21 protein-coding genes and 1 pseudogene are annotated in these 23969 nt (G+C 72.1%); 10 read left to right on the plus strand and 12 right to left on the minus strand.

The genetic code is table 11. The annotated features are described in order from the left end of the window. Positions 1-168: 168 nt before the first annotated feature. A complete protein-coding gene (locus J7E93_RS29290; protein ID WP_215073022.1) occupies positions 169-1029 on the minus strand; it encodes a carbon-nitrogen hydrolase family protein in 861 nt (286 codons plus the stop codon). 6 nt (positions 1030-1035) lie between these two features. After that, positions 1036-1728: an amino acid permease gene (locus J7E93_RS29295; protein ID WP_308368830.1), complete on the minus strand. Its 693-nt coding sequence runs from the start codon at positions 1726-1728 to the stop codon at positions 1036-1038. Between J7E93_RS29295 and J7E93_RS37515 the strand changes: the two genes are divergently transcribed. Continuing rightward, positions 1654-1890 carry a hypothetical protein gene (locus J7E93_RS37515; protein ID WP_251067265.1) on the plus strand — a complete coding sequence of 79 codons (237 nt, stop codon included), beginning with the start codon at positions 1654-1656 and terminating at the stop codon, positions 1888-1890. The two genes, J7E93_RS29295 and J7E93_RS37515, sit on opposite strands and share 75 nt — an antisense overlap. A 125-nt stretch (positions 1891-2015) precedes the next feature. On the opposite strand, the gene sph is transcribed toward J7E93_RS37515, so the two are convergent. Then, entirely contained in the window at positions 2016-3068 is a 1053-nt protein-coding gene (gene sph, locus J7E93_RS29305) for a sphingomyelin phosphodiesterase (protein ID WP_215073023.1), read from the minus strand. 135 nt (positions 3069-3203) lie between these two features. Between sph and J7E93_RS29310 the strand changes: the two genes are divergently transcribed. Further along, positions 3204-3692: a hypothetical protein gene (locus tag J7E93_RS29310; RefSeq protein ID WP_215073024.1), complete on the plus strand. Its 489-nt coding sequence runs from the start codon at positions 3204-3206 to the stop codon at positions 3690-3692. A 131-nt stretch (positions 3693-3823) separates the two neighbouring features. Then, positions 3824-4756: an oxygenase MpaB family protein gene (locus tag J7E93_RS29315; protein WP_215073025.1), complete on the plus strand. Its 933-nt coding sequence runs from the start codon at positions 3824-3826 to the stop codon at positions 4754-4756. Here the strand turns inward: J7E93_RS29315 and J7E93_RS29320 are convergent. The 7 genes from J7E93_RS29320 to J7E93_RS29350 form a co-directional block, all read right to left on the minus strand. Then, on the minus strand, positions 4728-6095 hold the full coding sequence (locus J7E93_RS29320) for a GH1 family beta-glucosidase (RefSeq protein WP_215073026.1): 1368 nt from the start codon (positions 6093-6095) through the stop codon (positions 4728-4730). The two genes, J7E93_RS29315 and J7E93_RS29320, sit on opposite strands and share 29 nt — an antisense overlap. A gap of 55 nt (positions 6096-6150) precedes the next feature. Then, the gene (locus J7E93_RS29325; protein WP_374105445.1) at positions 6151-7077 is read right to left on the minus strand and encodes a carbohydrate ABC transporter permease; all 927 of its coding nucleotides are present in this window, start codon (positions 7075-7077) and stop codon (positions 6151-6153) included. Next, entirely contained in the window at positions 6987-7961 is a 975-nt protein-coding gene (locus tag J7E93_RS29330) for a carbohydrate ABC transporter permease (protein WP_215073028.1), read from the minus strand. Before J7E93_RS29330 ends, J7E93_RS29325 begins: the two co-directional genes overlap by 91 nt. 257 nt (positions 7962-8218) lie before the next feature. Next, positions 8219-9523: an ABC transporter substrate-binding protein gene (locus tag J7E93_RS29335; protein WP_215073029.1), complete on the minus strand. Its 1305-nt coding sequence runs from the start codon at positions 9521-9523 to the stop codon at positions 8219-8221. Positions 9524-9702: 179 nt separating this feature from the next. Continuing rightward, a complete protein-coding gene (locus J7E93_RS29340) occupies positions 9703-10761 on the minus strand; it encodes a LacI family DNA-binding transcriptional regulator (RefSeq protein WP_374105444.1) in 1059 nt (352 codons plus the stop codon). A 136-nt stretch (positions 10762-10897) separates the two neighbouring features. Further along, the gene (locus J7E93_RS29345; RefSeq protein WP_215073031.1) at positions 10898-11878 is read right to left on the minus strand and encodes a DUF2228 domain-containing protein; all 981 of its coding nucleotides are present in this window, start codon (positions 11876-11878) and stop codon (positions 10898-10900) included. A 110-nt stretch (positions 11879-11988) separates the two neighbouring features. Beyond that, positions 11989-13542, minus strand: a complete 1554-nt coding sequence (locus J7E93_RS29350) for a M1 family metallopeptidase (protein WP_215073032.1) — start codon at positions 13540-13542, stop codon at positions 11989-11991. Positions 13543-13733: 191 nt separating this feature from the next. Here J7E93_RS29350 and J7E93_RS29355 point away from each other — a divergent pair, with 191 nt between their 5' ends. From J7E93_RS29355 to J7E93_RS37520, 4 genes are all read left to right on the plus strand, one after another. Further along, on the plus strand, positions 13734-15764 hold the full coding sequence (locus tag J7E93_RS29355; RefSeq protein ID WP_215073033.1) for a Xaa-Pro dipeptidyl-peptidase: 2031 nt from the start codon (positions 13734-13736) through the stop codon (positions 15762-15764). Next, complete coding sequence (locus J7E93_RS29360; RefSeq protein WP_215073034.1) at positions 15761-17098, plus strand: M14 family metallocarboxypeptidase; 1338 nt, start codon at positions 15761-15763, stop codon at positions 17096-17098. Before J7E93_RS29355 ends, J7E93_RS29360 begins: the two co-directional genes overlap by 4 nt. A 288-nt stretch (positions 17099-17386) precedes the next feature. Beyond that, a complete protein-coding gene (locus tag J7E93_RS29365) occupies positions 17387-19057 on the plus strand; it encodes a BCCT family transporter (RefSeq protein WP_215073040.1) in 1671 nt (556 codons plus the stop codon). Between the two features lie 209 nt (positions 19058-19266). Continuing rightward, a complete protein-coding gene (locus tag J7E93_RS37520) occupies positions 19267-19449 on the plus strand; it encodes a hypothetical protein (protein WP_251067266.1) in 183 nt (60 codons plus the stop codon). A gap of 186 nt (positions 19450-19635) precedes the next feature. Here J7E93_RS37520 and J7E93_RS29375 read toward each other — a convergent pair whose 3' ends face one another. Further along, complete coding sequence (locus J7E93_RS29375; RefSeq protein ID WP_215073035.1) at positions 19636-20592, minus strand: FAD-binding oxidoreductase; 957 nt, start codon at positions 20590-20592, stop codon at positions 19636-19638. A 198-nt stretch (positions 20593-20790) separates the two neighbouring features. Here J7E93_RS29375 and J7E93_RS29380 point away from each other — a divergent pair, with 198 nt between their 5' ends. From J7E93_RS29380 to J7E93_RS29390, 3 genes are read left to right on the plus strand one after another with little or no spacing between them, the layout of a single operon-like run. After that, on the plus strand, positions 20791-22428 hold the full coding sequence (locus J7E93_RS29380; protein ID WP_215073036.1) for an ABC-F family ATP-binding cassette domain-containing protein: 1638 nt from the start codon (positions 20791-20793) through the stop codon (positions 22426-22428). Then, a complete protein-coding gene (locus J7E93_RS29385; RefSeq protein ID WP_215073037.1) occupies positions 22428-23159 on the plus strand; it encodes a 2-phosphosulfolactate phosphatase in 732 nt (243 codons plus the stop codon). The genes J7E93_RS29380 and J7E93_RS29385 overlap by 1 nt, the downstream gene beginning before the upstream one ends. Next, positions 23156-23563, plus strand: a complete 408-nt coding sequence (locus tag J7E93_RS29390; RefSeq protein WP_215073038.1) for a hypothetical protein — start codon at positions 23156-23158, stop codon at positions 23561-23563. Before J7E93_RS29385 ends, J7E93_RS29390 begins: the two co-directional genes overlap by 4 nt. Before the next feature lie 116 nt (positions 23564-23679). On the opposite strand, the pseudogene J7E93_RS29395 reads toward J7E93_RS29390, so the two are convergent. Next, a pseudogene (locus J7E93_RS29395) lies at positions 23680-23969 on the minus strand (RNA-binding transcriptional accessory protein); the annotation flags it as partial.

Raw genomic sequence — 23969 nt, forward strand, 5'->3', positions numbered from 1 at the left:
CCCGCTCGCCGAAGCCGTCCAAGGCCGCCAGGCCCGCGAAGCCCGGCCGCACCCGTCCCCCGGGCAGGAACCGGCACACGAGCCTCAGCTCCTGGGTGGTCCTGATCTGCGTGGCCGGGATCGTGGGCCTCTGGGCCTACAGCACGTTCGGCACCTACACCCCCTAGCTCAGCCGTGCGGCACCGGGCGGAACGTACCGCCGTACATCGGCAGTTCGATCCGGTCGCCGTAACGGGTGAGCTGCGCCCAGGGGCGGTTGATGCCAGCGGAGCCGTACCTGCGGACCCTCGTCACGGTGTCGAGGTCGAGGACGTCGACGAGGACCTCCTCGCCGCCGGCCGCCTGCTGCCGTACGGTGCCCTCGGGGTCGACGATCACACTGGCCCCGACCCCTGCCGGGTCGGCGGCGTTGACGTTGACGACGTACAGCTGGTTGGTCCAGGCGTTGGCCCGCGCGCAGACCAGCTCCATGTCGCGGTCCCGGGACGTGGTGAGCGTCGGCTGGATCACCACCTCGGCGCCGAGCCAGGCCAGTTGCCGCATGGTCTCGGGGAACGAGCCGTCGTAGCAGATAGCCAGCCCCGCGCGGCCGATGCCGGGCAGGTCGAAGACGACGAACTCCCGCCCGGGGCTGGTCTGTTCGTACGGCTGCCAGGGGAAGACCTTGCGGTAGCGGGCCACGATCTCACCGGCAGGGGAGACGGCGAGGGCCGTGTTGTGGACGCGGCCGTCCTCGGCCTGCTCGTAGAGGCTGCCCGGGACCAGCCAGAGGCCCGTCTCCCTGGCCAGGTCGCAGATGAGCCCGGTCAGTGGCCCGGGGACGGGTACGGCCGCCTCCTTCATCCACTCCGGGCGGGCCTGGAGCAGAGGAGCCTCGGCGGCGAGCATCAGCTCCGGCACCACGACGAGCTGCACGTGCGGGAAGGAGGCGCGCACCGCACGGACCTGGCCGGCGAAGCGGTCCCAGGTGGCGTGCGGGTCGTGCGCGACGGGCGTGGTCTGGACGGCGGCGATCGCGAGGGTGCGCATGGGGGCTCAGTTCTCCGTGACGGACAGGGTGGCGACGGACGTTCGACCGTCGCGGAAGAAGCGGGGGAGGCGGGTGCGGATCAGCAGCATCACGACGGCTCCCAGGACGATCGAGCCGACGCCGAGCAGAAAGACGCCACCGACCCCGCCCACGGACGTGGAGCCGTAGCCGGGATCGACCATGTCGTACGCGCTGCGCACGAAGGCCGCCAGCATCATCAGACCGCCGGTGGCCGGCAGGACGCCCTTGATCAGGAGATCGCGCACGGAGTTCCGCAGCTCCCCGCGGAAGTGCCAGGCGCAGGCGAAGCCGGTGACGCCGTAGTAGAAGGCGATCAGCAGCCCGATCGACAGGACGGAGTCGCCCAGGAAGTCCGCCGAGACGAGTGTCAGCAGGATCAGGGCGAGGGCGGTCGCGATGCCGAAGAACAAGGTGCCGAACGCCGGGGTGCGGAAGCGGGGGTGTGTCCGCGCGAAGGCGGCCGGCAGGGCGCCGTGCGCGCTCATCGAGAGCGTGGTCCGCGGTACGGCGCTCGCACAGGTCAGCAGGGCCCCGACCGCCGAGACGGCGACGGCGAGGGTGACGGCCCGGCTCAGGGTGCCGCCGAGGACCGCCGGCGCGAGATGGCCGAGCGCGTCGGCGGCGGCCTCCTCGTTGCCGAGCCCCAGGCCGGCTCCGCCGGTCCCCGCGAAGGAGATCGCGGCCTGGCGGACTCCGCGCGCCTGGTCGCGGCCAACTTCGTGGCGATGGAGGACGGTTACCAGATGGACGTACTCGCCGGCCGCCGCTCACGGCAGGAGGTCATCGCCGCCCTGTACTCGTACAGCCGCTGCGTGACGGGGTACGCGCCGGAGGAGTAGCGCCCGGGGGCCCAGCGCCTGCTGGGTACGGCCTCGGAGCGGCCGCAGGCCGGGCGGCGGGGCGACAGGACCACGCGCCGGCGCCCGAAGGCGCCGGTGCGCCGCCCGGCCGTGCCGGATCGGTGCTACGGGGCGGCGTACCCCGTCACCGGGTAGTGGTCGGACAGGTTCGTGTACGTGTACTGCGTGCCCCAGCTGGAGACCGTCCAGGGCGCGCTCTTCTCCAGGACGACGTTGTTCGTCCAGCCGGCCGGGCGGGCGTGGCCCGCGCGGTGCAGGATGTGGTCGAGGTCCTCGCGCGGGTCGTCCGGGTAGCGCTCGGAGGCGATCGAGTTCAGCTCGGTGTCGAAGGAGTACGGGTGGCCGGTGCGGGCGTCCGCGCCGACGACGCCCATGTCGGCGAGCATCGTGCCGTACTCGGGCGTGCGGGTGTCGACGTTCAGGTCGCCGGCCACGAGGACCTGCTCGTTCGCCGGGATGTTCTTGGCGTCGAGGAAGGCGTCCATCGCCTTGAACTGGCGGCTGCGCATCTGCGCCGCCTCGCCCGCCGAGCAGCCCGGGTCGGTTGACTGGGCGTGGGTCCCGACGACGTGGACACGGCTGCCGTTGACGTTCAGGACGGTGTAGACGAAGCCCTTGTTCGAGTACCAGTCCGCGCCGCAGGCGTCCTTGTAGACGTACTGCTCCTTGCGGACGATCGGCCACTTGCTGAGGATCGCCACGCCGCCGTCCTCGGGCGTGGTGGCGGAGTACGCCCCGCTCGTGGCGTCCCAGCCGGTCTTGCTGCGGCCCATGACCGGGGTCTGGTACGGGTACTGCGCGGCCGCGTTCGCCTTCAGCGCGTCCGAGGAGGAGTTGTCGAAGGCCTCCTGGACCACGACGACGTCGTTGCCCTGGAAGAAGGGGGCGGCGGGGATCGCCTTGGCCCGGTGGTCCTGGCCCCAGTTGGGGTAGAGGCTCTTGCTGAAGAGAAATGTGTTGAACGAGAGCACCTTCAGCGCGGGCGTCTCGGCGGCCGCGGCGTTCGCGGTCGTGGCCGTGGCGGTCGGTGCGGTCGCGGCCAGGGTGGCGGCGGCGAGCGCGCCCGACAGGGCTGCGCCGAGCGTGCGGCGGTGGAGCGGGGCAAGCGGCACTGGAACTCCCGTGAGGTGGTGGGGGGTTGGACCGGCGCCGCACATCAAAGCAGCCCTGGTTACCTTCCGGTAGCCATGGGATGCCGGGAATCTTGCGCAGCTCGCACGAACGCGCCAACTCTCACCCCTCCCGGTCCGTTCGCCCGAATTGTCACTTTCACGACCAGGTAAGATGCGCGCATGACCCTCGCGCAGAATTCGACGATCTTCAACATGGACCTCGGTCCGCTCAACCCCGTCACGGCTGAGCTCATCCTCGGCGTCGTGTTGTTCGGCCTCACCTTCCTCTTCCTGGCGAAGGGCATCCTGCCGAAGATCAACCGCACCCTCGCCCAGCGCGAGGACGCCATCGCGGGCGGCACCGAGCGCGCCGACGACCTGCGCGCCGAGGCCACCCAGATCCGCGAGCAGTACGAGGCGGAGCTCGCCGAGGCCCGCCACGAGGCCGCCCGCATCCGCTCCAAGGCCACCGAGGAGGGCGCGGCCGCCATCGCCGCCGCCCGCGCCGAGGGCGTGGCCGAGCGGGACGTGATCCTCGCGGCCGGTGCCGAGCGCATCGCCGCCGAGCGGGCCGCCGCCGAGCGCGAGCTCAACGCCGATGTCGAGGCCTGGGCCCACGCCCTGGCCGGCCGCATCGTCGGCGAGCCGGTCGGTGCCGACCGCGGCTGAGACCCACGCACCACGAGGTCGGGGCCACGCCCTGGGCTGACGCCCGGGACGTGGCCCCGACTCATGGCTGCCCTTTGCCCGAAAGGCCCGGTCGGGGCAGGCTGGGAACGGAACGTGAGGAGAGCGCCCGCATGACTCGACCGAACGGACCGGCGACCGGACCGGCGAACGGAGCGGCGAACGGAGCGGCGACCGGACCGACCGAGGCCCCCGCGCCCCCGCCCGTCGGCGGGGTGCTCTGGAGCGTGGCCGGGGACATCCGGGGACTCCTGATGCTGCCCGCCGCGCTGACCATGCAGGTCGCCCACCCCGCCGTCGGCGCCGGCGTCGACGAGTACTCCGTCTTCCGCACCGACCCCTGGGGCCGCGGCGAGCGCTCACTGCGCTCCGCCCAGCTCTGGGTGTACGGAGGCGAGGCCGCGGCCGAGGAAGGACGCCGGCTCCGCCGGCTCCACCGGACCATCCAGGGCACCGACACCCGCGGGCGCCGCTACCACGCGCTCACCCCCGCCAACTACGCCTGGGTGCACGCCACCGGCTTCCCCGTCTACCACCACGGCCTGCGCTATCTCCACCGCCCCCTCACCGCGGCCCAGGAACGGCAGCTCTACGCCGAGTGGCTCCAGGTCGGCCGGATCCTCGGCATCCACGACCGGGACATGCCACAGACGATCGAGGAGTTCTGGCCGTACTACCGCAAGGTGCTCGGCGACGAGCTGGAGGCCACCGTCGTCGTGCGCGAGCTGATCGCCACCGACCGGCCCCTGCCACCGCCGGACCGCGGCCCGCTGCCGCTGCGGCTCCTGCTCAGGGCGGTGTGGCCGGTGGTCGAGCGGCCGCTCGCCCGCTTCCGGTCCTTCATCACGGTCGGCCTCATGCCGCCGGACGCCCGCGAGGCCATCGGCCTGGAGTGGACCGACGAGCAGGAGCGACGGCTGCGCCGCTTCGCCCGGATCGTACGGGTGGTGGTCCCCGTACTCCCCGAGCGGCTGCGCTACCTGCCCCTGGCCCGGCGCGCCCGGCGCGAGGCCCGGCTCAGCGGAGCAGACCACCCCGCGCGATGACCTCCGCGTACCAGCGTGCGCTGTCCTTCGGGGTCCGGCGCTGGCTCGCGAAGTCCACATGGACGATCCCGAACCGCTTGCCGTAGCCGTACGCCCACTCGAAGTTGTCGAGGAGCGACCACAGGAAGTACCCCCGGACGTCCACCCCGTCGGCGATCGCCCGGTGCGTGGCCGCGAGGTGGGCGTCCAGGTACGCCACCCGCTCCGGGTCCTGGACCCGGCCCTCCGGGTCGGCGTAGTCGTCGTACGCGGCCCCGTTCTCGGTGATCAGCAGCGGCACGCCGGGCAGCTCGTCGCGCAGCCGGACCAGCAGCTCGTGCAGACCGTCCGCGTCCACCGGCCAGTCCATCGCGGTCCGCGGTCCCGGTGCGGGCAGGAACCGTACCCGCTGCGCCGCCCCCGGCCAGGGTGAAGGGGTCTCCGACGTGCCGGCGGCGACGACGGCGGGGGAGTAGTAGTTGATCCCGAGCGAGTCGATCGGAGTGGAGATCACCTCCAGGTCGCCGTCGCGGACGAAGGACCAGTCCGTGATCCGCTGGGTGTCCTCGACCAGATCGGCCGGGAGGCGGCCGTGGAAGACCGGGTCGAGGAAGATCCGGTTGCCGACGGCGTCGATCCGGCGGGCCGCGTCCACGTCCTCCGGCGCGTCCGAGAGGGCCCTGATCGCATGGAGGTTCAGGGTGAGCGAGAGCTCCGTGGCGGCCGGTACGGCCTCGCGCAGGACCCGGGCGGCCAGGCCGTGGGCCAGATTGAGGTGGTGGGCGGCGCGCAGGGCGGCCCGCTCGTCGGTGCGGCCCGGGGCGTGGACACCGGAGCCGTACCCGAGGAAGGCCGCGCACCAGGGCTCGTTGAGGGTCGTCCAGGTGGTGATCCGGTCGCCGAGCGCCTCGGCGGCGAGACCGGCGTACTCGGCGAACCGTTCGGCGGTCGACCGTTCCGGCCAGCCGCCCTGGTCCTCCAGCTCCTGCGGCAGATCCCAGTGGTAGAGCGTGGCGACCGGCCGGATCCCGGCTTCGAGCAGTTCGTCGACGAGCGAACGGTAGAAGTCCAGCCCCTTCTGGACGGCCGGCCCCCGCCCCGTCGGCTGGATCCGCGACCAGGAGAGGGAGAACCGGTAGTCGGTCAGCCCCACCTCCTTCATCAGGGCCACGTCCTCCCGCATCCGGTGGTAGTGATCGGCGGCGATGTCGCCGGTGTCGCCGTTGCGCACCTTGCCCGGCGTACGGCTGAAGGTGTCCCAGATGGACGGAGTGCGGCCGTCCTCGTTCGCCGCGCCCTCGATCTGGTAGGCGGCGGTGGCCGAGCCCCAGCGGAAACCGGCGGGGAAGAGAGCGTTCATGGAGGAGAACTCCCGGAATCGTCGAGAAGAGGGTGACGGTGCTGAGGGGAAGGGGTCAGCCCTTGACGGCGCCCTGCATGATGCCGCCGACGATCTGCCGGCCGAGCAGGCCGAAGACGAGCAGCACGGGCAGGGTGCCGAGCAGCGTGCCGGCCATGATCACGGACTGGTCGTGGACGTAGCCGCCGCCGAGCTGACGGAGCGCGACCTGCACGGTGGGTTCCTGTGACGAGAGGGCGACGATCGGCCAGAAGAAGTCGTTCCAGGCGGCCATGAAGGTCAGCAGCCCGAGCACCGCCATCCCGGGCCGGGCGATCGGCACCACGATCGACCAGAAGATCCGGGCCGAGGAGGCACCGTCGACGCGGGCCGCCTCGATCAGCTCGTCCGGCAGCGACTGCACCAGGTACTGCCGCATGAAGAAGACCCCGAACGCCGAGACCAGGCCGGGCAGGATCACCGACTGCAGCTGGTTCACCCAGCCCAGTTCGGCGATCAGCATGAAGAGCGGGATCACCCCGAGCTGGGGCGGGATCATCATCGTGCCGACCGTGACCGCGAGGAGCGCGCCCCGGCCCCGGAAGCGCAGCTTGGCGAAGGCGAACCCGGCCAGCGTGCAGCACAGCACCGTGCCGACGGTGATGGAGCCGGAGACGATGAGGGAGTTGAGGAGCGCCTTGCCGATGTCGGCCTCCTCCATCACCGCCTCGAAGTTGCGGATCAGGTTCGGCCCGGGCAGCAGCGTCGGCGGCACCTGCGCCAGGTCGGCGTTGGAGCGGCTGGCGGCGACGATCGTCCAGTAGAAGGGGAAGGCGGAGACCAGCACGGCGAGGGCCAGGATCGCGTACGTGATCCTGCCGCCGTGGCCCGTACGCGGGGTTCGGCGCGGGGTCATGCCCGACCCTTCTCTCGACGTGAACGGCGGCGCGCTATCAGGGCGTTGACCCCGACCAGCAGGAGGATCAACAGGAACATCAGCCAGGCGATCGCGGCCGCCCGCCCCAGGTGGAAGAAGCCCCAGCCCTGCTCGTACAGATAGAGCCCGAGGGTCTGGTACTGGTGCGAGATGCCGCCCGAGGTCGAGCCCTCGAAGAGCAGCGGCTCACCGAAGAGCTGGGTCGCGCCGATGGTGGAGACGACGGTGGTGAAGACGATCGTGGGACGCAGCCCGGGCAGGGTGACGTGGAAGAACTGTCGCCACCGCGAGGCGCCGTCCATCTCCGCCGCCTCGTACAGCTCGCCGGGGATCGACTGCATCCCGGCGAGGTAGATCAGCGCGTTGTAGCCGGTCCAGCGCCATACGACGATCGAGGAGACGGCGATCTGCGAGGCGAGCGTGCCGTTCTGCCAGTCCACCGGGCCGACACCGATCAGCGAGAGCGCGTAGTTGACGAGCCCGAAGTCCCGCCCGAAGAGCTGGGCGAAGACGAGTGTGGCGGCGGCCACGGAGGTCGCGTACGGCAGCAGCATCGCCGTACGGAAGAAGGTCCGGCCACGAAGCTTGTAGTTGAGCAGATGCGCGAGACCGAGGGCCATCGCGAGCTGTGGGACGGTCGACAGCACCCCGATGGTGAACGTGTTGCGCAGCGCGGTCCAGAAGAACTCGTCGGTGAGTAGGGCCGCGTAGTTCCCGAAACCGCGCCACTCCATGTCGCCGGGGGTCTGCAGCTCGACGCGGTAGAGCGAGACGAAGGCGGTGTAGATCAGCGGGAAGAGGCCGAAGGCCGCGAAGAGCGTGAAGAAAGGGGTGATATAGGCGTACGGAACGAGGGCGGCCCACCGGCGGCGGCGGCGCGCGGCGGCGGAGGACCGGGCCGACGGCGGCGGGACGGACGCCGTCGTCGGCCCGGAGGCGGTGAGGGTCACGGTGCGGCCCTTCGGTCAGGAGAAGGAGAGGAGAAGGGGAGGGAGGGGGGGGAGAGGAGGGGAGAGGAGAAGGGGAGGGAGGGGGGGAGAGGAGGGGAGGGGAGAAGGCGGGGGAGGCAGAGCGAGCGAAGGGGGCGGGTCCCGGGGCCCACCGATGGCGGACCCTTGCGGGCGGACCCCTGCGGGCGGGGCTCTGTGGATCGGGCCCCGGCCCCGTCTCCCGCCCCCTTCGCTCTCGCGCCCCCGCCCACGTCCGCTCAGCCGATCGCGTTCTCCACGCCCTTCTGGGCGTTCGACCACGCCTTCTCCGGGGAGGTCCCCTTGCGCTCCACCTCGCTCAGCGCGTTGGTGATCTGATCGGCGACGTTCTTGTCGTGCACGCCCAGCACCTGCACCGGCGCCGCCTTCGCCGCGTCACCGAAGATCTGGCCGATCGGCGCGCCGGAGAAGTACGGGTCCGAGGCCGATGCGACCTGCGAGATGGCGCCCGTCGAGGAGGGGAAGTTGCCCTGCTTCGTGAAGAGCGTGGCCTGCTGCGCGGGGGCGGTGAGCCACTTGATCAGCTCGTACGCCTCCTTCTTGTGCTTCGCCGCGCGCGGTACGGAGAGGTACGAGCCGCCCCAGTTCCCCGCCCCGCCGGGCAGCTTGGCGATGTCCCACTTGCCCTTGCCGGCGTCCCCGGCCTGGCCCTTGATGTAGCCGAGCATCCACGCCGGGCAGGGCAGCGTCGCGAAGGAGCCGGTGGAGAACGCCTGGTTCCACTGGGGCGACCACTGGTCGAGCTTGGCGCTCAGGCCTGCCCGCGCCGCCTCTGTGGAGGTCTCCCAGGCGGTCTTGACCGCCGGGTTCTCGGCGTAGATCAACTTGCCGGATGCGTCGTAGTAGCGCTCCTTCTCCTGGCCAATCATGACCGTGTAGAGGCTGCCGACGCTGTCCAGCCAGGCGCTCTTGGCCGGGGCCTTGGCCTTGTACTGCCGGCCGAGCTCCAGGTAGCCCTCCCAGGTGGACCACTTCTGGGCCAGTTCGGCGCGGTCGGTGGGCAGCCCGGCCTGCTTGAAGAGGTCGGTCCGGTAGCACATGGCCTCGGGACCGACGTCCGTGCCGAGACCGAGCACCTTGCCGTCCTTCGTGGTCGCGGCGGACCACTTGGCCTCGGCGAACTCACCCTTCAGATCGTTCGCCCCGTACCTGGTCAGGTCCTCGAACTTGTCCGCCTGCTGCTGGGTGACGGAGGCGATCCGCCCGACCTCGATGCCCTGGACGTCGGCGAGTCCGCCACCGCCGGCCAGCCGGGTCTGGAGGGACTTCCAGTAGTCCTGCTCGTCCTCGGTGTCGGTCTGCTTGATGGTGACGTTCGGGTGGAGCTTCTCGTACGCGGCGTACAGCCCGGCCTCCTTGTAGCCGAACGAGCCGAACAGGTCGACGGTGATCGTGACCTTTCCGCCCGCGCTGTCGGAGGCGCCGTCGGATCCGCCGGATCCGCAGCCGGCGAGGAGTGCCCCGGCGAGGGCGACCGCCCCGAGGCGGAACGCGGCTTTTCTGGCGGCTCGGGCAGTGGGCATGGGAAGCCTCCCTTGGCTTCGGGGTCCGTCGAGAACCGCTCCCGGGGCGCTGCCGCCCGCTTCTTGAGAGCGCTCTCAGGAATGCGTCAGGAGCGTGCCTTCCCGGCGTGGTCCCCGTCAAGAGTCGAACGCGTAACAGCTCGATGTATCCCGGTGGTTGACCCCCGGATTCAGGATCCTTACGCGGAGGCGCGCCGCACCAGCTCGGTCGGCGTGATCACGGGCTCCGCGGCCTCGCCGTCGAGGGTCCGCATCAGGATCTGGACCATCAACCTCCCCATTCCCTCGATGTCCTGACGGACCGTCGTCAACGGAGGGTCGGTCGCCTCGGCGATGGGGAGGACGTCGTCGAAGCCGACGAGCGCCACGTCCTCGGGCACCCGTCGGCCCTGGGCGCGCAGCACGCGCAGCGCACCGGAGGCCATCAGGTCGTTGGCGGCGAACACGGCGTCCAGGTCGGGGCGCCGCCGGAGCAGCTCGGTCATCGCGCGTGCCCCGCTCTCCTCCGTGAACGCCCCCTCGGCCACCAGGGCGGGGTCCGCCTCGGGCAGTTCGTCCCGGTATCCGTCGAGCCGGTCGAGTGCGGACGTCTGGTCGCCCGGCCCCCCGATGTGCGCGATGCTCCGGCGGCCGAGGCCGCGCAGATGACGCACCGCGGCGCGGGCGCCGCCCCGGTTGTCGCAGTCGACGTACGGGACCGCGAGCGCGCCCTGCGCCTCTTTCCAACCCGGGCGTCCTCCGAAGACGGTGGGAACCTGCACGCGCCGCACGATCTGCGGTAGTTCGTCGTCGTTGTGCAGCGAGAAGGCCAGCGCCCCGTCGACATGGCCGCCGCCCAGATAGCGGGCGATCCGCTCGTGGTCACCCGGCCCTTCCACCCAGAGCAGAACCAACTGGGCGTCGTAGGCCGTGAGTTCACGGCTGATGCCGCGGACCTGCTGCTCGAAGAACGGGTCGGAGAAGATCCGGAACTCCGGTTCGGCGATGATCACCGCCACCGCTCCGTTGCGCCGGGTCACCAGCGTCCGAGCGGCGTGGTTGGGGATGTAGCCGAGCTCCTCGACGGCCTTGCGCACCTTCTCGGCGAGCACCTGGCGGACCCCGGCCCCGCCGTTGACGACACGGGACACCGTCGCCCGGGAGACCCCGGCGCGCGCGGCGACGGCTTCCAGGGTGGGGCGCGTCCCGGTCGTCGGTTCGCTCAAGGCTGGCTCCTCACGGGCGGGCGGTGCGGGCATGCTGGATCACGGTGCTGACAGGGACGAGGGTAACGCGTGGCCCCCACACGGGAACCGCTCGGGAAAGCGCTCTCAGCCCGGATGGCGAACAGGCTCGCCGAGCCGGCGGCCGCCCTGCCCTCGATTGCGTGCCGGGTCAGCGGCGCCGCAGCACGTTCACGTCCGCCGCCGACCGGTGCCGGTGATGGGCCTGCGCGATCTCGGCGAGGGCGGGGCGGTCCAGTGCCCGGTAGGCGAGGGCCAGCAGCTCACCCGCGTACGCCTTACGCTCCGGCTCGCCGTAGGACGCCCGGTGCAGATCGCGCCCGAGTACCAGCGCCTCGGTCGGATCGCCCGCCGCCGCCCGTCGCACGGCCTCCTCGCGGGCCGCCCGGAGCGCCGGGCCGTCCGCGAACAGCTCCTCCAGGAAGGTGCCGAAGCGGTACTCGTCGGCCGCGTTGTGCGGCGGACGGTCCAGCGCCGTCGCACCGGACGCCTGGGCGCCCGCGCCGTCCAGGGTGGTGATCCGGGTGGGGTCGACGGGCGGCCTGCGGTACTCGTACGCCTGGGAGTAGGCGAGCCCCGTCTCCGTGCGCTCCCCGGTCTCGAACCGGGTCAGAGCCGTACGCAGCTGTCCCAGGTCCTCCAGCCGCATGGACGCGTCCTCCCCGTCGGCCACCATGTCCGCGAGGTCCCGCTGCGCCCACTCGATCCGTGCCCGGACCGCCTCCAGCGGTGTCGTGTGCCGCCGCTCGATCCCGCCGCCGTCGTGGGTGTAGTACGACCCCACGCCCGCGCAGGTGCGCCCGTCGTCGGACCACAGCCCGAAGTGGAGCCCGTCGGTACCGCCGTGCAGAAACGTCAGGAACTCCGGCGGATCGCGGTAGTACCTGCCGTGCACCCGGATGTCGAGGCCGTCGCGCGGCGGGGCGGCCGGGTCGTCGAAGAGGTCCAGCACGCCGAAGGGCGCCAGCTCCAGGTCGCGCAGCGCCCGCCGCTCGGCCGGGCCCAGGGAGGCCAGGAGGTCCAGGAACCGGAAAAAGGAGACCGGCAGTTCGAGACCCCATGCGACGGCGACGCGGCGTGCGACCGCTTCACGTGCCGCCGGATCGCCGTACCGCTCGATGTCCATGGCCACGACCCGCTTCCTCTCCGTCCGTACGCCGGAGAGACTAACCGGACGACGGACGTGCGCCCTGCCCGGCCCTTGAGGGCTGCGGCAGGGCGCACGGCGCGGGTCAGCTCCTGTCAGTGGTGTCCGTCGTGCCCGTCGTGCTCGTGGATCGTGTTCGTCTCCGCGATCTTCTTCCAGGACTTCGGCTGCACCGGCTTCGCATCCGCGCCGGAGGCCGCCGATCCCGCCACCGATCCCTCCGCCGAACGCGCCGCGACCCGTGCCTCCGCGGCCGCCGGGGCGGCCGGCTTCACCGGCTGGTAGAGCCAGGTGTCGAAGAGCTCTGCCAGCGGCTTGCCCGAGACCCGCTCCGCGTACCGCACGAAGTCACCGACCTTGGCGTTCCCGTAGGCGAACTCCGTCGGCCAGCCCTTCAGGACGGCGAAGAAGTCCTCGTCGCCGATCTCGTTGCGCAGCGCCTGGAGCGCCAGGGCGCCCCGGTCGTACACGGCGATGTGGAACTGGTTCTCCGGGCCCGGGTCGCCCGGCTCGACCGTCCAGAACGGGTCCTCGGCGGCGCGCGTCGCGTAGACGTAGTCCGCCAGCTCCTGGGCCGTGCCCTCGCCCTCCTTCTCCGACCACAGCCACTGGCTGTAGCGGGCGAAGCCCTCGTTGACCCAGATGTCCTTCCAGTTGTCGACCGAGACGCTGTCGCCGTACCACTGGTGGGCCAACTCGTGCACGACCACCGAGACGTTCGACCCGTTGGCGAACTGCCGCGGGCTGTAGAACGGCCGGGTCTGCGTCTCCAGCGCGTAGCCGCTGGTCACATTGGGGACATAGCCGCCGAGGGCGTTGAAGGGGTACGGCCCGAAGACCTCCTCCAGCCACTCCGCGACCTCGGTCGTGCGCTCGATGCTCGCCCGCGCCGCGCCCGCGTTGTCGCCCAGGTCCTTGCTGTACGCGTTGAGGACCGGCAGCCCGCCCGCGGTCCTGTCGGTCGTGATGTCGAACTTCCCAACGGCCAACGTGGCCAGATATGTCGCCTGGGGCTTGTTGGAGCGCCAGTTGTACCGCGTCCAGCCGAGCCTGGAGGACTGCGACTGCAGCACACCGTTGCTGATCGCCTGCGTGCCGTCCGGTACGGCGACCGAGACGTCGAAGGTGGCCTTGTCGAGCGGGTGGTCGTTGGACGGGAACCACCAGGCGGCCGAGTCCGGTTCCTGGGCGGCCACACCGCCGTCGGGGGTCCGGTGCCAGGCGGTCCAGCCGCCGATCTTCACCTCGGAGGGCTTGCCGGCGTACCGCACGACGACCGAGATCGTCCGGTTCTTCTCCAGCGGCGCGACCGGGGTGATCTCCAGCTCCTGCTCCCCGGCGGCGGTGAACTTCGCCTTCTTGCCGTTCACCCGCACCTCGCTGACCTTCAGTCCGAGGTCGAGGTTGAAGCGGGAGAGGTTCTGCTTCGTGGTGGCGAGGATCGTCGCCGTGCCCTCCAGAAGGTCGGTCGCCGGCTGGTACGTCAGCCGCAGGTCGTAGTGGGAAACGTCGTAACCGCCGTTTCCACTGGCCGGGTAGTAGGAGTCGCCGATGCCCGGGGCGCCCGGAGTGAAGTCGGCCGCCGATGCCGGGATCGCCAGCAGCAGGGAGGCCGCGAGGGCGCTCGGAACGATGATTCTGCGGTGCACAGGGGCTCCAAACGTGAAGAAGCGTAAGACGCGCGGGTGGTCGTCGGTCCTTAGCGACACTATTCAGACCCCCGAAGCCCCGTCATGTCCATGGGGCTTCCCGTCACATGATCGCCATTCGGCCGACATGAACCGCTCCCGTCCCGACCGCACTCTTTTGCTCAGGAGTTGACCGGGGTACGTTCCGCCCCATGCCGATACCTGTGCGGAGAACCCGTAGAGCTCGTCTGTCGTGCAGAACCCTGGTGACGGCCGCCACAGCCGCCCTGACCGCCGCGCTGCTCACGCCCTCCGGAGCCCAAGCCGCTCCCGAGGTACGGGAGTCGAAGCCGGTGTACTCCTACGGCGACGCGATCCGCGAGTCCGTCTGGGTGGACACCGGACTCGACGGCGACGGGGACGGCCGCACCGACCGGGTCGCCGCCGACATCGTCCGGCCCCGCGAGACCGCCGCCAACGGCCGGAAGATCCCGGTCATCATGGACGCCAGCCCGTACTACGCCTGCTGCGGACGGGGCAACGAGGGGCAGCGCAAGACGTACGACGCCGACGGAAACCCCGTCCAGTTCCCGCTCTTCTACGACAACTACTTCGTCCCGCGCGGCTACGCCTTCGTCGCCGTCGACCTCGCAGGCACCAGCCGCTCCGACGGCTGCGACGACGTCGGCGGCCGCTCCGACGTCCGGTCCGCCAAGGCCGTCGTCGACTGGCTGAACGGCAGGGCGCGCGGCTACACCTCCCGTACCGGCTCCGACCGCGCCCGGGCCACCACCTGGTCCACGGGCAAGGTCGGCATGATCGGCAAGAGCTGGGACGGTACCGTCGCCAACGGCGTGGCCGCCACCGGGGTCGAGGGGCTCGAGACGATCGTGCCGATCGGCGCGATCTCCTCCTGGTACGACTACTTCCACTCCCAGGGCGCCCCGCTCTACGACGCCAACCCCAGCTGGCTCTCGGACTACGTCAACAGCCCGGAGGCGAAGGCCCGTTGCGGTGCGGTCCAGGACCGCATCACGGCCGCCACCCCCTACAGCGGTGACTGGACCCGCGCCTGGAGCGAGCGGAACCACGTCCCGGACGCCGGGAAGGTGAAGGCGAGCGTCTTCGTGGTGCACGGCCGGCAGGACCTGAACGTCCGGGCCAACCACTTCGGTCAGTGGTGGGACGCCCTCGCGGCCCACGGCGTCGAGCGGAAGATCTGGCTCTCCCAGACCGGCCACGTCGACCCCTTCGACTTCCGGCGCGCCGACTGGGTGCCGACCCTCCACCGCTGGTTCGACCACTACCTCCTCGGTTACGACAACGGCATCGACCGCGAGCCGATGGCCGACATCGAGCGGGCCCCGGACCGCTGGACCACCGACCGGGTCTGGCCCCCGCGTCCCACCGAACCCACCACCCTGCGCCCCGGCGCGGGCGCCGCGCCCGGCGTCGGCACCCTCGGCCGTACCCCCGCCGCGCCCGGCACCACCGAGACCTTCACCGACGACCCGAGCCTGGGCGAGACCGACTGGGCGACGCGGATCGACGAAGGGACCCCCGCCAAGGCCGGCTTCGTCACCCGGCCGCTCACCCGTGACCTGAGGATCTCCGGCTCCTCGAAGGTGACCGTCACCGCCACCCCGACCACCACGACCGCGCACCTGACGGCCGTCCTCGTCGACCTCGGCCCGGACACGATCCGGGACTACGCGGCGGCCGGCGAGGGCATCACCACCCTCACCGAGCGGAGCTGCTGGGGCGCGAGCACCGGCGGGGACAGCGCCTGCTTCAAGGAGACCAAGGCCCGTACGGCGGACGTCGACTTCACGATCGTCAGCCGTGGCTGGGCCGATCTCGGCACCTGGGCGGACCCGGGCAAGGAGCGACCGCTGACCCCCGGCAGGGCGTACACGCTAACCCTCGATCTCGCCGCCACCGACCATGTCGTCCCGGCCGGCCACCGGCTCGCCCTGATCGTCGGCGGGACGGACAAGGACCTTCTCGACCCGCCGTCGACCAGGCCGACGCTCACCCTCGACCTCGCCCGTACGGCGGCGAAACTGGCCCTGGTCGGCGGCGCGGACGCCTTCGCGCGGGCGACTGCGGACACGGGCGACGCGGCGGGTGCCGATCGCGCGGCGGGTACGGACGGCGGGCGGCCGGGCGGATCGGCCGGGGGAGCCCTGACCGGGGTCGGGCATCCCCGTTCGGGCCACCCGATCCCGGGGGGCGCCCGGTGAGGGCCCGTACCCCCCGTCACGCGGCGGTCCTCGCCGTGACCCTCGCCGCCCTCGGTCTGCCGATCGTCGCCGTGCCCGCGCAGGCCGCCGCCACCGCCGCCCCGGCGCCGCCCCCGAGGACCGGCTTCGAGACGAGCCGGGGTGACCGGTGGACCACCGAGCGGGAGGAGACGGAGTTCCTGGACGCCGTGGACCGAGGCAGCGACCGCGTCACGGTGCGCACCATCGGCACGACGAAGCAGGGGCGCCCCCTCCGGCTCGCCGCGATCGGCGGTGCCGGGGGCGGGGTCGGAGCCGGAGCCGGGGCCGGCACTGGGGCCGGCACGACCGTCCTGCTCGTCTGCAGCCAGCACGGTGACGAGCCGTCCGGCCGCGAGGCCTGCCTGACCACCGTCCGCGACCTCGCGTACGCCCAGGACCCGCAGACCCGGCGCTTCCTCTCCCGTACCACCGTCCTCGTCGTTCCCACCGCCAACCCCGACGGGCGGGAGGCCGACACCCGGGGCAACGGCGACGGGGTCGACATCAACCGCGACCACATCGCCCTCAAGACCGCCGAAGCCCGCACGCTGGCCGCGGTGATCCGCGACCGGCGCCCGGACATGGTCTACGACCTGCACGAGTACGGCGGCACCTCGCCGTACTACGACAAGGACCTTCTCGCGCTCTGGCCCCGCAACCTCAACACCGACGCACACGTGCACGACGAGGCCCACACGCTCTCGGAGTCGTACGTCCGGCCGGCCGCCGGGGCCGTGGGCTTCAGCAGCGGTGTCTACGGGATCTGGACCGATCCGCTCACCGGAAAGCCCCTGAAGCAGGTCGCGGGCGACGGCCAGGAGCGGATCCTGCGCAACACGGTCGGCGTCAAGCACGCCGTGGGGCTGCTCGTCGAGACCCGCGTGGAGGCCCTGACCGAGGCCGAGAAGGACGACCATGCCCGCAACCAGCGCCGTCGCGTGCACACCCAACTCGTCGCCCTGAGGGGAGCCTTCGCCTACGTCGAGGAGCGGCGCGGCCCGCTCCTCGCGGCCACGGCGGCGGCTCGGCACCGCGGCTTCGCCGACCGGGGTCCGGTCCTGCTCGGCGGCGCCGACAACGACCCGGCCGAGCCCGGCGAGATCATCGGGGACCCGCCCTGCGGCTACCTGCTGGACCGTGCGCAGTACGCCGAGTTCGGCGACGAGCTCGCGCTGCACGGTGTCACGGTCCGCCGCGACGGCGACGGCGGGTTCGTTCCGCTGCGGCAGTCGGCGCGCGCGCTCGTCCCGCTGCTGCTCGACGGCCGGGCGTCCTACCGGCTCACCACTGGGCAACCCATGGAGGTCTGTTGATCCCCTGACTTCCGCCGCACCTGTGGTACTGCCTTACCCGAGACATAGCGTTTGTCCCGTCATGTGCGAAAGGTGCCATCTGTGCCGCAGGAAGAACAGAGACCGGACGGCCGCGGAGAAGGCGCCGACCGGGAGGTCAGAACAGGCCGGGCGGGCCGAGGCCGTGAAGGAGAGGAAGGCCGCGAAGGAGGGGAAGGCCGAGAAGGAGAGGAAGGCCGGGAAGGACGTAAAAGCAGGGGAGGCAGGGCCGGCCGGGCGGTCAGGGGAGTCCGGGGAAGCCGGGAGTGGCTGCCGGTGACGGCGGACCTCCCCGGACGCCCCGACCACCTCGAGCGCGCCCGCACCGACCGGATCGTGTTCGGTGTCACCGCCGTCCTCACCGTGGCCTTCGTCGTCTGGGGCGCCACGGCCACGGACAGCCTCCAGAGCGTCTCCAGCAGCCTCCTCGACGGTCTCATCCGCGACGGCGGCTGGGCGTTCATGCTGGCCGCCTCCGGGTTCGTCGTCTTCGCGCTGTGGCTGGCGATCAGCCGCTACGGCCGCATCACCCTCGGTCAGGAGAGCGAAGGCCCCGAGTTCCGGACCGTGTCGTGGATCGCCATGATGTTCAGCGCCGGCATGGGTATCGGCCTGATGTTCTACGGCGTGAGCGAGCCGCTCGCCCACTACGGCACGCCGCCGCCCGGCACCCACCCGGCCGACTCGGCCGAGCGGATGCAGACGGCGATGGCGACCACCCTCTTCCACTGGACGCTCCATCCATGGGCGATCTACGCCGTCGTCGGACTCGCCATCGCGTACTCCACCTTCCGGCGCCGCCGCCGGCAGACCATCAGCGCCGTCTTCGTCCCGCTGATGGGCGAACGGCGAGCGTACGGCGGGCCCGGCCGGGTCATCGACATCCTCTCCATCTTCGCCACCCTCTTCGGCTCGGCCGCCTCACTGGGGCTGGGCGCGCTGCAGATCGGCAGCGGCGTCGAGGAGCTGGGCTGGCTGGGGCACACGGGCACCGGGCTGCTCGTCGGCATCATCGCCGTCCTCACCCTCTGCTTCGTCCTCTCGGCCGTCTCCGGTGTCGAGAAGGGCATCCAGTGGCTCTCCAACACCAACATGGTGCTCGCGCTGGTGCTCGCCGTCTTCGTCTTCGTGGCGGGACCCACCATCATCGTGCTCGATCTGCTGCCCACCTCCGTCGCCTCCTACCTCGGCGACCTGCCGCAGATGGTCGGGCGGACCGAGGCGACCAGCGGCGACAACATCCACGAGTGGCTGGGGAGTTGGACGGTCTTCTACTGGGCCTGGTGGATCTCCTGGACGCCGTTCGTCGGCATGTTCATCGCCCGGATCAGCCGGGGCAGGACGATCCGGCAGTTCGTCGGCGGGGTCATCCTGGTGCCCAGCGCCGTGAGCCTCGTCTGGTTCGCCGTCTTCGGCGGTACGGCGATGAAGCTCGGCGAAGCGGGACGGCTGCAGGGGGAGACCACCCCCGAGGGGCAACTCTTCGGGCTGCTGCAGGAGTTCCCCATCGCCGGGACCATGAGTCTGCTCGTGATGATCCTCGTCGGGATCTTCTTCGTGTCGGGCGCGGACGCCGCCTCGATCGTCATGGGCACGCTCTCGCAGCGCGGGGCCTTCGAACCCTCCCGTCCCGTTGTCGTGTTCTGGGGGGTGGTGACCGGAGCGGTCGCCGCCATCATGCTCCTCATCGGCGACGGCCAGGGCGACGCGCTCGCGGGCCTGCAGAACCTCACCATCCTCGTGGCGGCACCGTTCGTCCTCGTGATGATCGGCATGTGCGTGGCGCTCATGCGCGATCTGCGCAGGGATCCGCTGATCGTGCGGGGAGAGGTGGGAGCGGAGGTCGTCGAACTCGCCGTGATCGCGGGGCACGAGAAGTACGACGGCGACTTCGAGCTGCGGATCGGCCCTGGTACCGACACGCCGGGCGAGGGGCGTTGATCACTCTGCGTTAGGGTTACCGGTCGGTACTGACCATGCCTCTGAACGGGTCCCCACGGCCCGGAAGTTGGAGACACCCATGAAGTTCCGACGCCGCTGCGCCGCTCCCTGGCGACGCTCACCACGACGACGCTGCTGGCCGGGGGCCTGCTGCTCGGACAGGCGGTGACGGCGACGCCCGCGACGGCGGCCGGCGGCACCAAGATCGTGTGCGAGATCGACAAGATGCGCCAGCAGTCGCACGAACTGCGGGCGAAGGCCGCCAAGCTGCAGCGCCTCGGCGCCTCGGCGCCACGGCGGAGGCCCGCAAGGCCCGCGCCCAGGCCGACGCCCTGGACCGCAAGATCCGTAACTGCATCGACGCGGAGGACAACCACAAGCCCTGGAACTGACCCTCCACGCGTCGTTCCGGCCCGGTCCGCGGACCGGGCCGGAACCGGCAGGGCCGGAGCGACCGGTGCCGGAACGACGGTGCCGGAGCGACCCCGGCGGACGTGCTGCGAAGCCGCCGCGGACGTGCTCCGCAGCCACCCGCACCGGTGGTGCGGCCGAGGTCCGTGTCGGCCCGCACCGGTGGTTCAGCCGAGGGCCAGGTCGGCCGCCCGTCGCGCGCAGCCCCAGGCGACCGTCACCCCCGCACCGCCGTGACCGTAGTTGTGGACGAGGAGGGCGCCACCCGGCAGCCTCTCGGCCTCGATCCGTACGCCTCCCACGCGCGTGGGCCGCAGCCCCACCCGGTGCCCCAGCACCCGTGCGCCCGCGATCTCGGGCCGGACGCGGGCGCACCGGGCCACGATCTCCGCGGCCGTGGCCGGATCCGCGTCGAGCCGCTCGTCGCCCTCCTGCGCGGTCCCGCCCAGGATCAGCCGCCCCGGCTGCGGGAAGAAGTACGTGGTCTCGCTCGACGCCGAGTCCGCCGCCGTGAACCACTCCTCGATCCCCGGGTTCTCCACCAGCACCAACTGCCCCCGCACCGGCCGCAGTCGCCCGTCCGGGACGAGCTCCCGCGCCCCGAGGCCCGTGCAGTCGACGACCACCCCGGCCTCCTCCGCCGCCTGTGCGAAGCCGGTCACCGTACGCCGTTCCACCACGCCGCCCGCCGCCTCGAACCGGCCCCGCAGCCACGCCAGATGAACCGGCATGTCGATCAGTGGCAGCCGGGCCGCGAGCCCCGTCGTGTACGGCCCCGGAACCTCCTCGGGCGCCAACTGCCGCAGGTCGGCGAGCTCGCCGGCCCAGGCGCCGAGCCCGTCGAGCAGCGTGTCCGCGTGGACCCCGGCCACCAGCCGCACGCCCGTCGCCACGGGATCGGCCGCGAGCTTCTCGTACACCCGCAGCGAGTCCAGCGACCAGCCACCGACCTCCGCCTCCGGCTCGATCCGGTACGGCCACCACAGCGCGCCGGCCACCGCCGAGGTCGTCCCCGTCACGGCGTCCCGCGACCACACCCGTACCCGCCGGCCGCGCTCCGCCAGTGTCAGCGCCGTCGTCAGACCGATGACCCCGCCACCCACCACGATCACATCGCCGCTCATGACGGGACCGTACCGGCAGGGCGCGGTCGTGGAACATCCCGCCGCCGGTTCCGGTGACCCGCACCCGGGAGCGAGCCGGCCGTCCCTGCGGTGCGCCGGCCCGGAGGGCGGCGGGCGGCCCGTGGCCGGCCCCCGAGAGGCCGCGGAACGCCGGCGCCGAACGCGCCCGGGCCGCTCTGACCTAGGATTCATCTCCTGATGACTGCCACTCTCGTCGCCAAGGACCTCGCCGCCGGCCACGGCGAACGCTCCCTCTTCGCCGGCCTCGACCTCGTCGTCGCCCCCGGCGACGTCATCGGCCTCGTCGGTGTCAACGGCGCCGGCAAGTCGACCCTGCTGCGGCTGCTCGCCGGGCTCGACACCCCCGAGGACGGAGAGCTGAAGCTCTCCCCGCCGACCGCCACCGTCGGCCACCTCCCGCAGGAGCCGGAGCGGCGCGAGGGAGAGACCGTCCGCGAGTTCCTGGCCCGCCGTACGGGCGTCGCGGCCGCGCAGGCCGCCATGGACGAGGCCACCCAGGGCCTGGTCGACGGCGCGCCCGGCGCCGACGACGCGTACGCGATCAGCCTGGAGCGCTGGCTCGACCTCGGCGGCGCCGACCTGGACGAGCGTGCCGAGGAGGTCGCCGACCAGCTCGGTCTCACCGTCGGCCTCGACCAGCCGATGACCTCGCTCTCCGGCGGCCAGGCCGCCCGCGCCGGACTCGCCTCCCTCCTCCTCTCCCGCTACGACGTCTTCCTCCTCGACGAGCCCACCAACGACCTCGACCTCGACGGTCTGGAACGGCTCGAGAAGTTCGTGCAGGGCCTGCGCGCCGGCACGGTCGTGATCAGCCACGACCGCGAGTTCCTCACCCGCACGGTCACCAAGGTCCTGGAACTCGACCTCGCCCAGCAGCAGATCACGCTGTACGGCGGCGGCTACGAGGCCTACCTGGACGAGCGGGACACCGCCCGGCGCCACGCCCGTGAGGACTTCGAGGAGTACGCGGGCAGGAAGGCCGCCCTCGAAGCCCGCGGCCACATGCAGCGCTCCTGGATGGACAAGGGCGTCAAGAACGCCCGCCGCAAGGCCACCGACAGCGACAAACTGGGACGTAACGCCCGAAGCGAGGCCAGTGAGAAGCAGGCCGCGAAGGCTCGGCAGACGCAGCGGATGATCGAGCGGCTCGACGTCGTCGACGAGCCCCGCAAGGAGTGGGAGCTGCGGATGGAGATCGCCGCCGCCCCGCGCTCCGGCTCGGTCGTGGCGACGCTGCGCGAGGCGGAGGTCCGCCGCGGCGACTTCCGCTTCGGACCGGCCACCCTTCAGATCGACTGGGCCGACCGGGTCGCCATCACCGGTGCCAACGGGGCCGGCAAGTCGACCCTGCTCGCCGCGCTCCTCGGCCGCCTTCCGCTGGACTCGGGCGATGCCGTCCTCGGCTCGGGTGTCGTCGTCGGCGAGGTCGACCAGGCCCGCAAGCTCTTCCACGGCTCGGAGTCCCTGCTCGACGCGTTCTGCGCGGCCGTACCGGAGACGGAGCCCGCCGAGGTACGGACCCTGCTGGCGAAGTTCGGCCTCAAGGCGGAGCACGTCCTGCGTCCGGCCACCACCCTCTCCCCGGGGGAGCGCACCCGCGCCGCCCTCGCCCTGCTCCAGGGCCGGGGTGTCAACCTGCTGGTCCTCGACGAGCCGACCAACCACCTGGACCTGCCGGCCATCGAACAGCTGGAGGCCGCGCTCGACACCTACACCGGCACGCTGCTCCTGGTCACCCATGACCGGCGGATGCTGGACGCCGTCCGTACGACCCGCCGCATCGAGGTCGCGGCCGGCAAGGTGACCGAGCTCTGATGGACGTCACCTTCGGGTGGGGCCCGACCGAGGCCCGGGTCCTCGCACCGTCCTCGGCGTGCGTGGTGGTCGTCGACGTCCTCTCCTTCACCACGGCGGTGGGTGTCGCCGTGGAGTCCGGTACCGCCGTGTATCCGTACCGCTGGCGAGACGCGACGGCGCGCGCGTACGCGGAGCGGCGGGAGGCGACCCTCGCCGTCGGCCGGAGCGAGGCGACCCCCGAGCACCCGTGGTCGCTCTCCCCGGCCGCCCTGCGCACGGCGCCGCCCACCCCGCGCCTGGTCCTGCCGTCCCCGAACGGCTCCACGATCGCGGCGGAGGCGGGCGACGCGACGGTGGTCGCGGCCTCGCTGCGCAACCGTACGGCCGTCGCCGGGTGGCTCGCGGAACGCGGTTACGGCTCCGGGGCCCGCCCCCTGGCCGTCATCGCCTCGGGCGAACGGTGGCCCGATGGCTCACTGCGGCCGGCCCTGGAGGACCTGCTGGGCGCCGGAGCGGTGCTCTCGGCCCTGCGTGCCGCCGGCCCGTTCGTCCTGAGCCCGGAGGCGACGGCGGCGGCGACGCTGTGGGAGGCGACCGACGACCCCGTCGCCGCCCTGCACCGATGCGATTCGGGGCGTGAACTGTACGAGTACGGCTATCCGCAGGACGTGGCGGTGGCCACCGAGGTCGACACCTCGGACACGGTCCCCGTTCTGAGGGACGGCGCATTCCAGGAGGCAGCACCATGACCGATCTACTGACCCGGCTGACCGAGATGCTCGACGATCTGGACGCGGACGTCGACGAGACGATCGACCTCGCCGACGAGATCGCGGCCTCGGGCGACGCCGGGCTCCTGCCGCGCCTGCAGGCCGAGCTGGACCGCGCGCTCGCCGAACAGAACGCCTACGCCCGCGAGCTCCTGGGCGGCGTCCTCGCCGCCATCGGCGGACCCGACGCGCTCCCCGCGCTGCTGCGCGCCTCGTCCGTCGACCTCGGCGACGACCAGGACGCGCTGGCCACCGAGATCGTCGACATCGTCCAGTCCGACCCGCACACCTCCCGCACGGTCCTCCAGCCCCTGACCGAGGACGACGACCTCGCGGTGGCCAACCGCGCGGAATGGGCCCTCCGCTTCCTCCCGAACACCTAGACCGGACCGGGCGGCGCGGGAGGGTCTGCCCGGCAGCCCGGGGACGCGCTCCGCACCCGCACCGGTGGTGCGGGCGGGAAGGACGGGCCCGGCCGTCGCGCCGGGCCCGTGGGTCGTCAGCGGCCGCGCCGCTTGCCGCTGCCGCCGCCCTCGTTCAGCAGGCCCGCCTTGCGCAGGGCGTCGGCCATCGCGCTGTTCGACGGGGCCGGGGCCTGGGAGCGACCCCGGCCGCCACCGCCACCGCCGCCGCCTCCACCGCCACGGCGCTGCTGCGGCGGCCGCCCGCCCCGCTCCTTCCGGGGCGCCGGCGCCGACTCCGTGGCCGTCGCCTCGTCGTCCAGCCGCAGCGTCAGCGAGATCCGCTTACGGGGGATGTCCACCTCCAGGACCTTCACCCGGACCACGT

Source organism: Streptomyces sp. ISL-36 (assembly GCF_018614205.1).
GTDB lineage: Bacteria > Actinomycetota > Actinomycetes > Streptomycetales > Streptomycetaceae > Streptomyces.

Excerpts from the sequence above, each read along its gene's own strand:
- J7E93_RS29385 (WP_215073037.1), top strand. The coding sequence starts at position 22,428 with ATGGACGTCACCTTCGGGTGGGGCCCGACCGAGGCCCGGGTCCTCGCA.
- J7E93_RS29355 (WP_215073033.1), top strand. The coding sequence starts at position 13,734 with ATGCCGATACCTGTGCGGAGAACCCGTAGAGCTCGTCTGTCGTGCAGA.
- sph (WP_215073023.1), bottom strand. The coding sequence starts at position 3,068 with ATGTGCGGCGCCGGTCCAACCCCCCACCACCTCACGGGAGTTCCAGTG.
- J7E93_RS29390 (WP_215073038.1), top strand. The coding sequence starts at position 23,156 with ATGACCGATCTACTGACCCGGCTGACCGAGATGCTCGACGATCTGGAC.
- J7E93_RS29290 (WP_215073022.1), bottom strand. The coding sequence starts at position 1,029 with ATGCGCACCCTCGCGATCGCCGCCGTCCAGACCACGCCCGTCGCGCAC.
- J7E93_RS29320 (WP_215073026.1), bottom strand. The coding sequence starts at position 6,095 with ATGAACGCTCTCTTCCCCGCCGGTTTCCGCTGGGGCTCGGCCACCGCC.
- J7E93_RS29315 (WP_215073025.1), top strand. The coding sequence starts at position 3,824 with ATGACTCGACCGAACGGACCGGCGACCGGACCGGCGAACGGAGCGGCG.
- J7E93_RS29380 (WP_215073036.1), top strand. The coding sequence starts at position 20,791 with ATGACTGCCACTCTCGTCGCCAAGGACCTCGCCGCCGGCCACGGCGAA.
- J7E93_RS29310 (WP_215073024.1), top strand. The coding sequence starts at position 3,204 with ATGACCCTCGCGCAGAATTCGACGATCTTCAACATGGACCTCGGTCCG.
- J7E93_RS37515 (WP_251067265.1), top strand. The coding sequence starts at position 1,654 with ATGGCCGAGCGCGTCGGCGGCGGCCTCCTCGTTGCCGAGCCCCAGGCC.
- J7E93_RS29340 (WP_374105444.1), bottom strand. The coding sequence starts at position 10,761 with ATGCCCGCACCGCCCGCCCGTGAGGAGCCAGCCTTGAGCGAACCGACG.
- J7E93_RS29375 (WP_215073035.1), bottom strand. The coding sequence starts at position 20,592 with ATGAGCGGCGATGTGATCGTGGTGGGTGGCGGGGTCATCGGTCTGACG.
- J7E93_RS29335 (WP_215073029.1), bottom strand. The coding sequence starts at position 9,523 with ATGCCCACTGCCCGAGCCGCCAGAAAAGCCGCGTTCCGCCTCGGGGCG.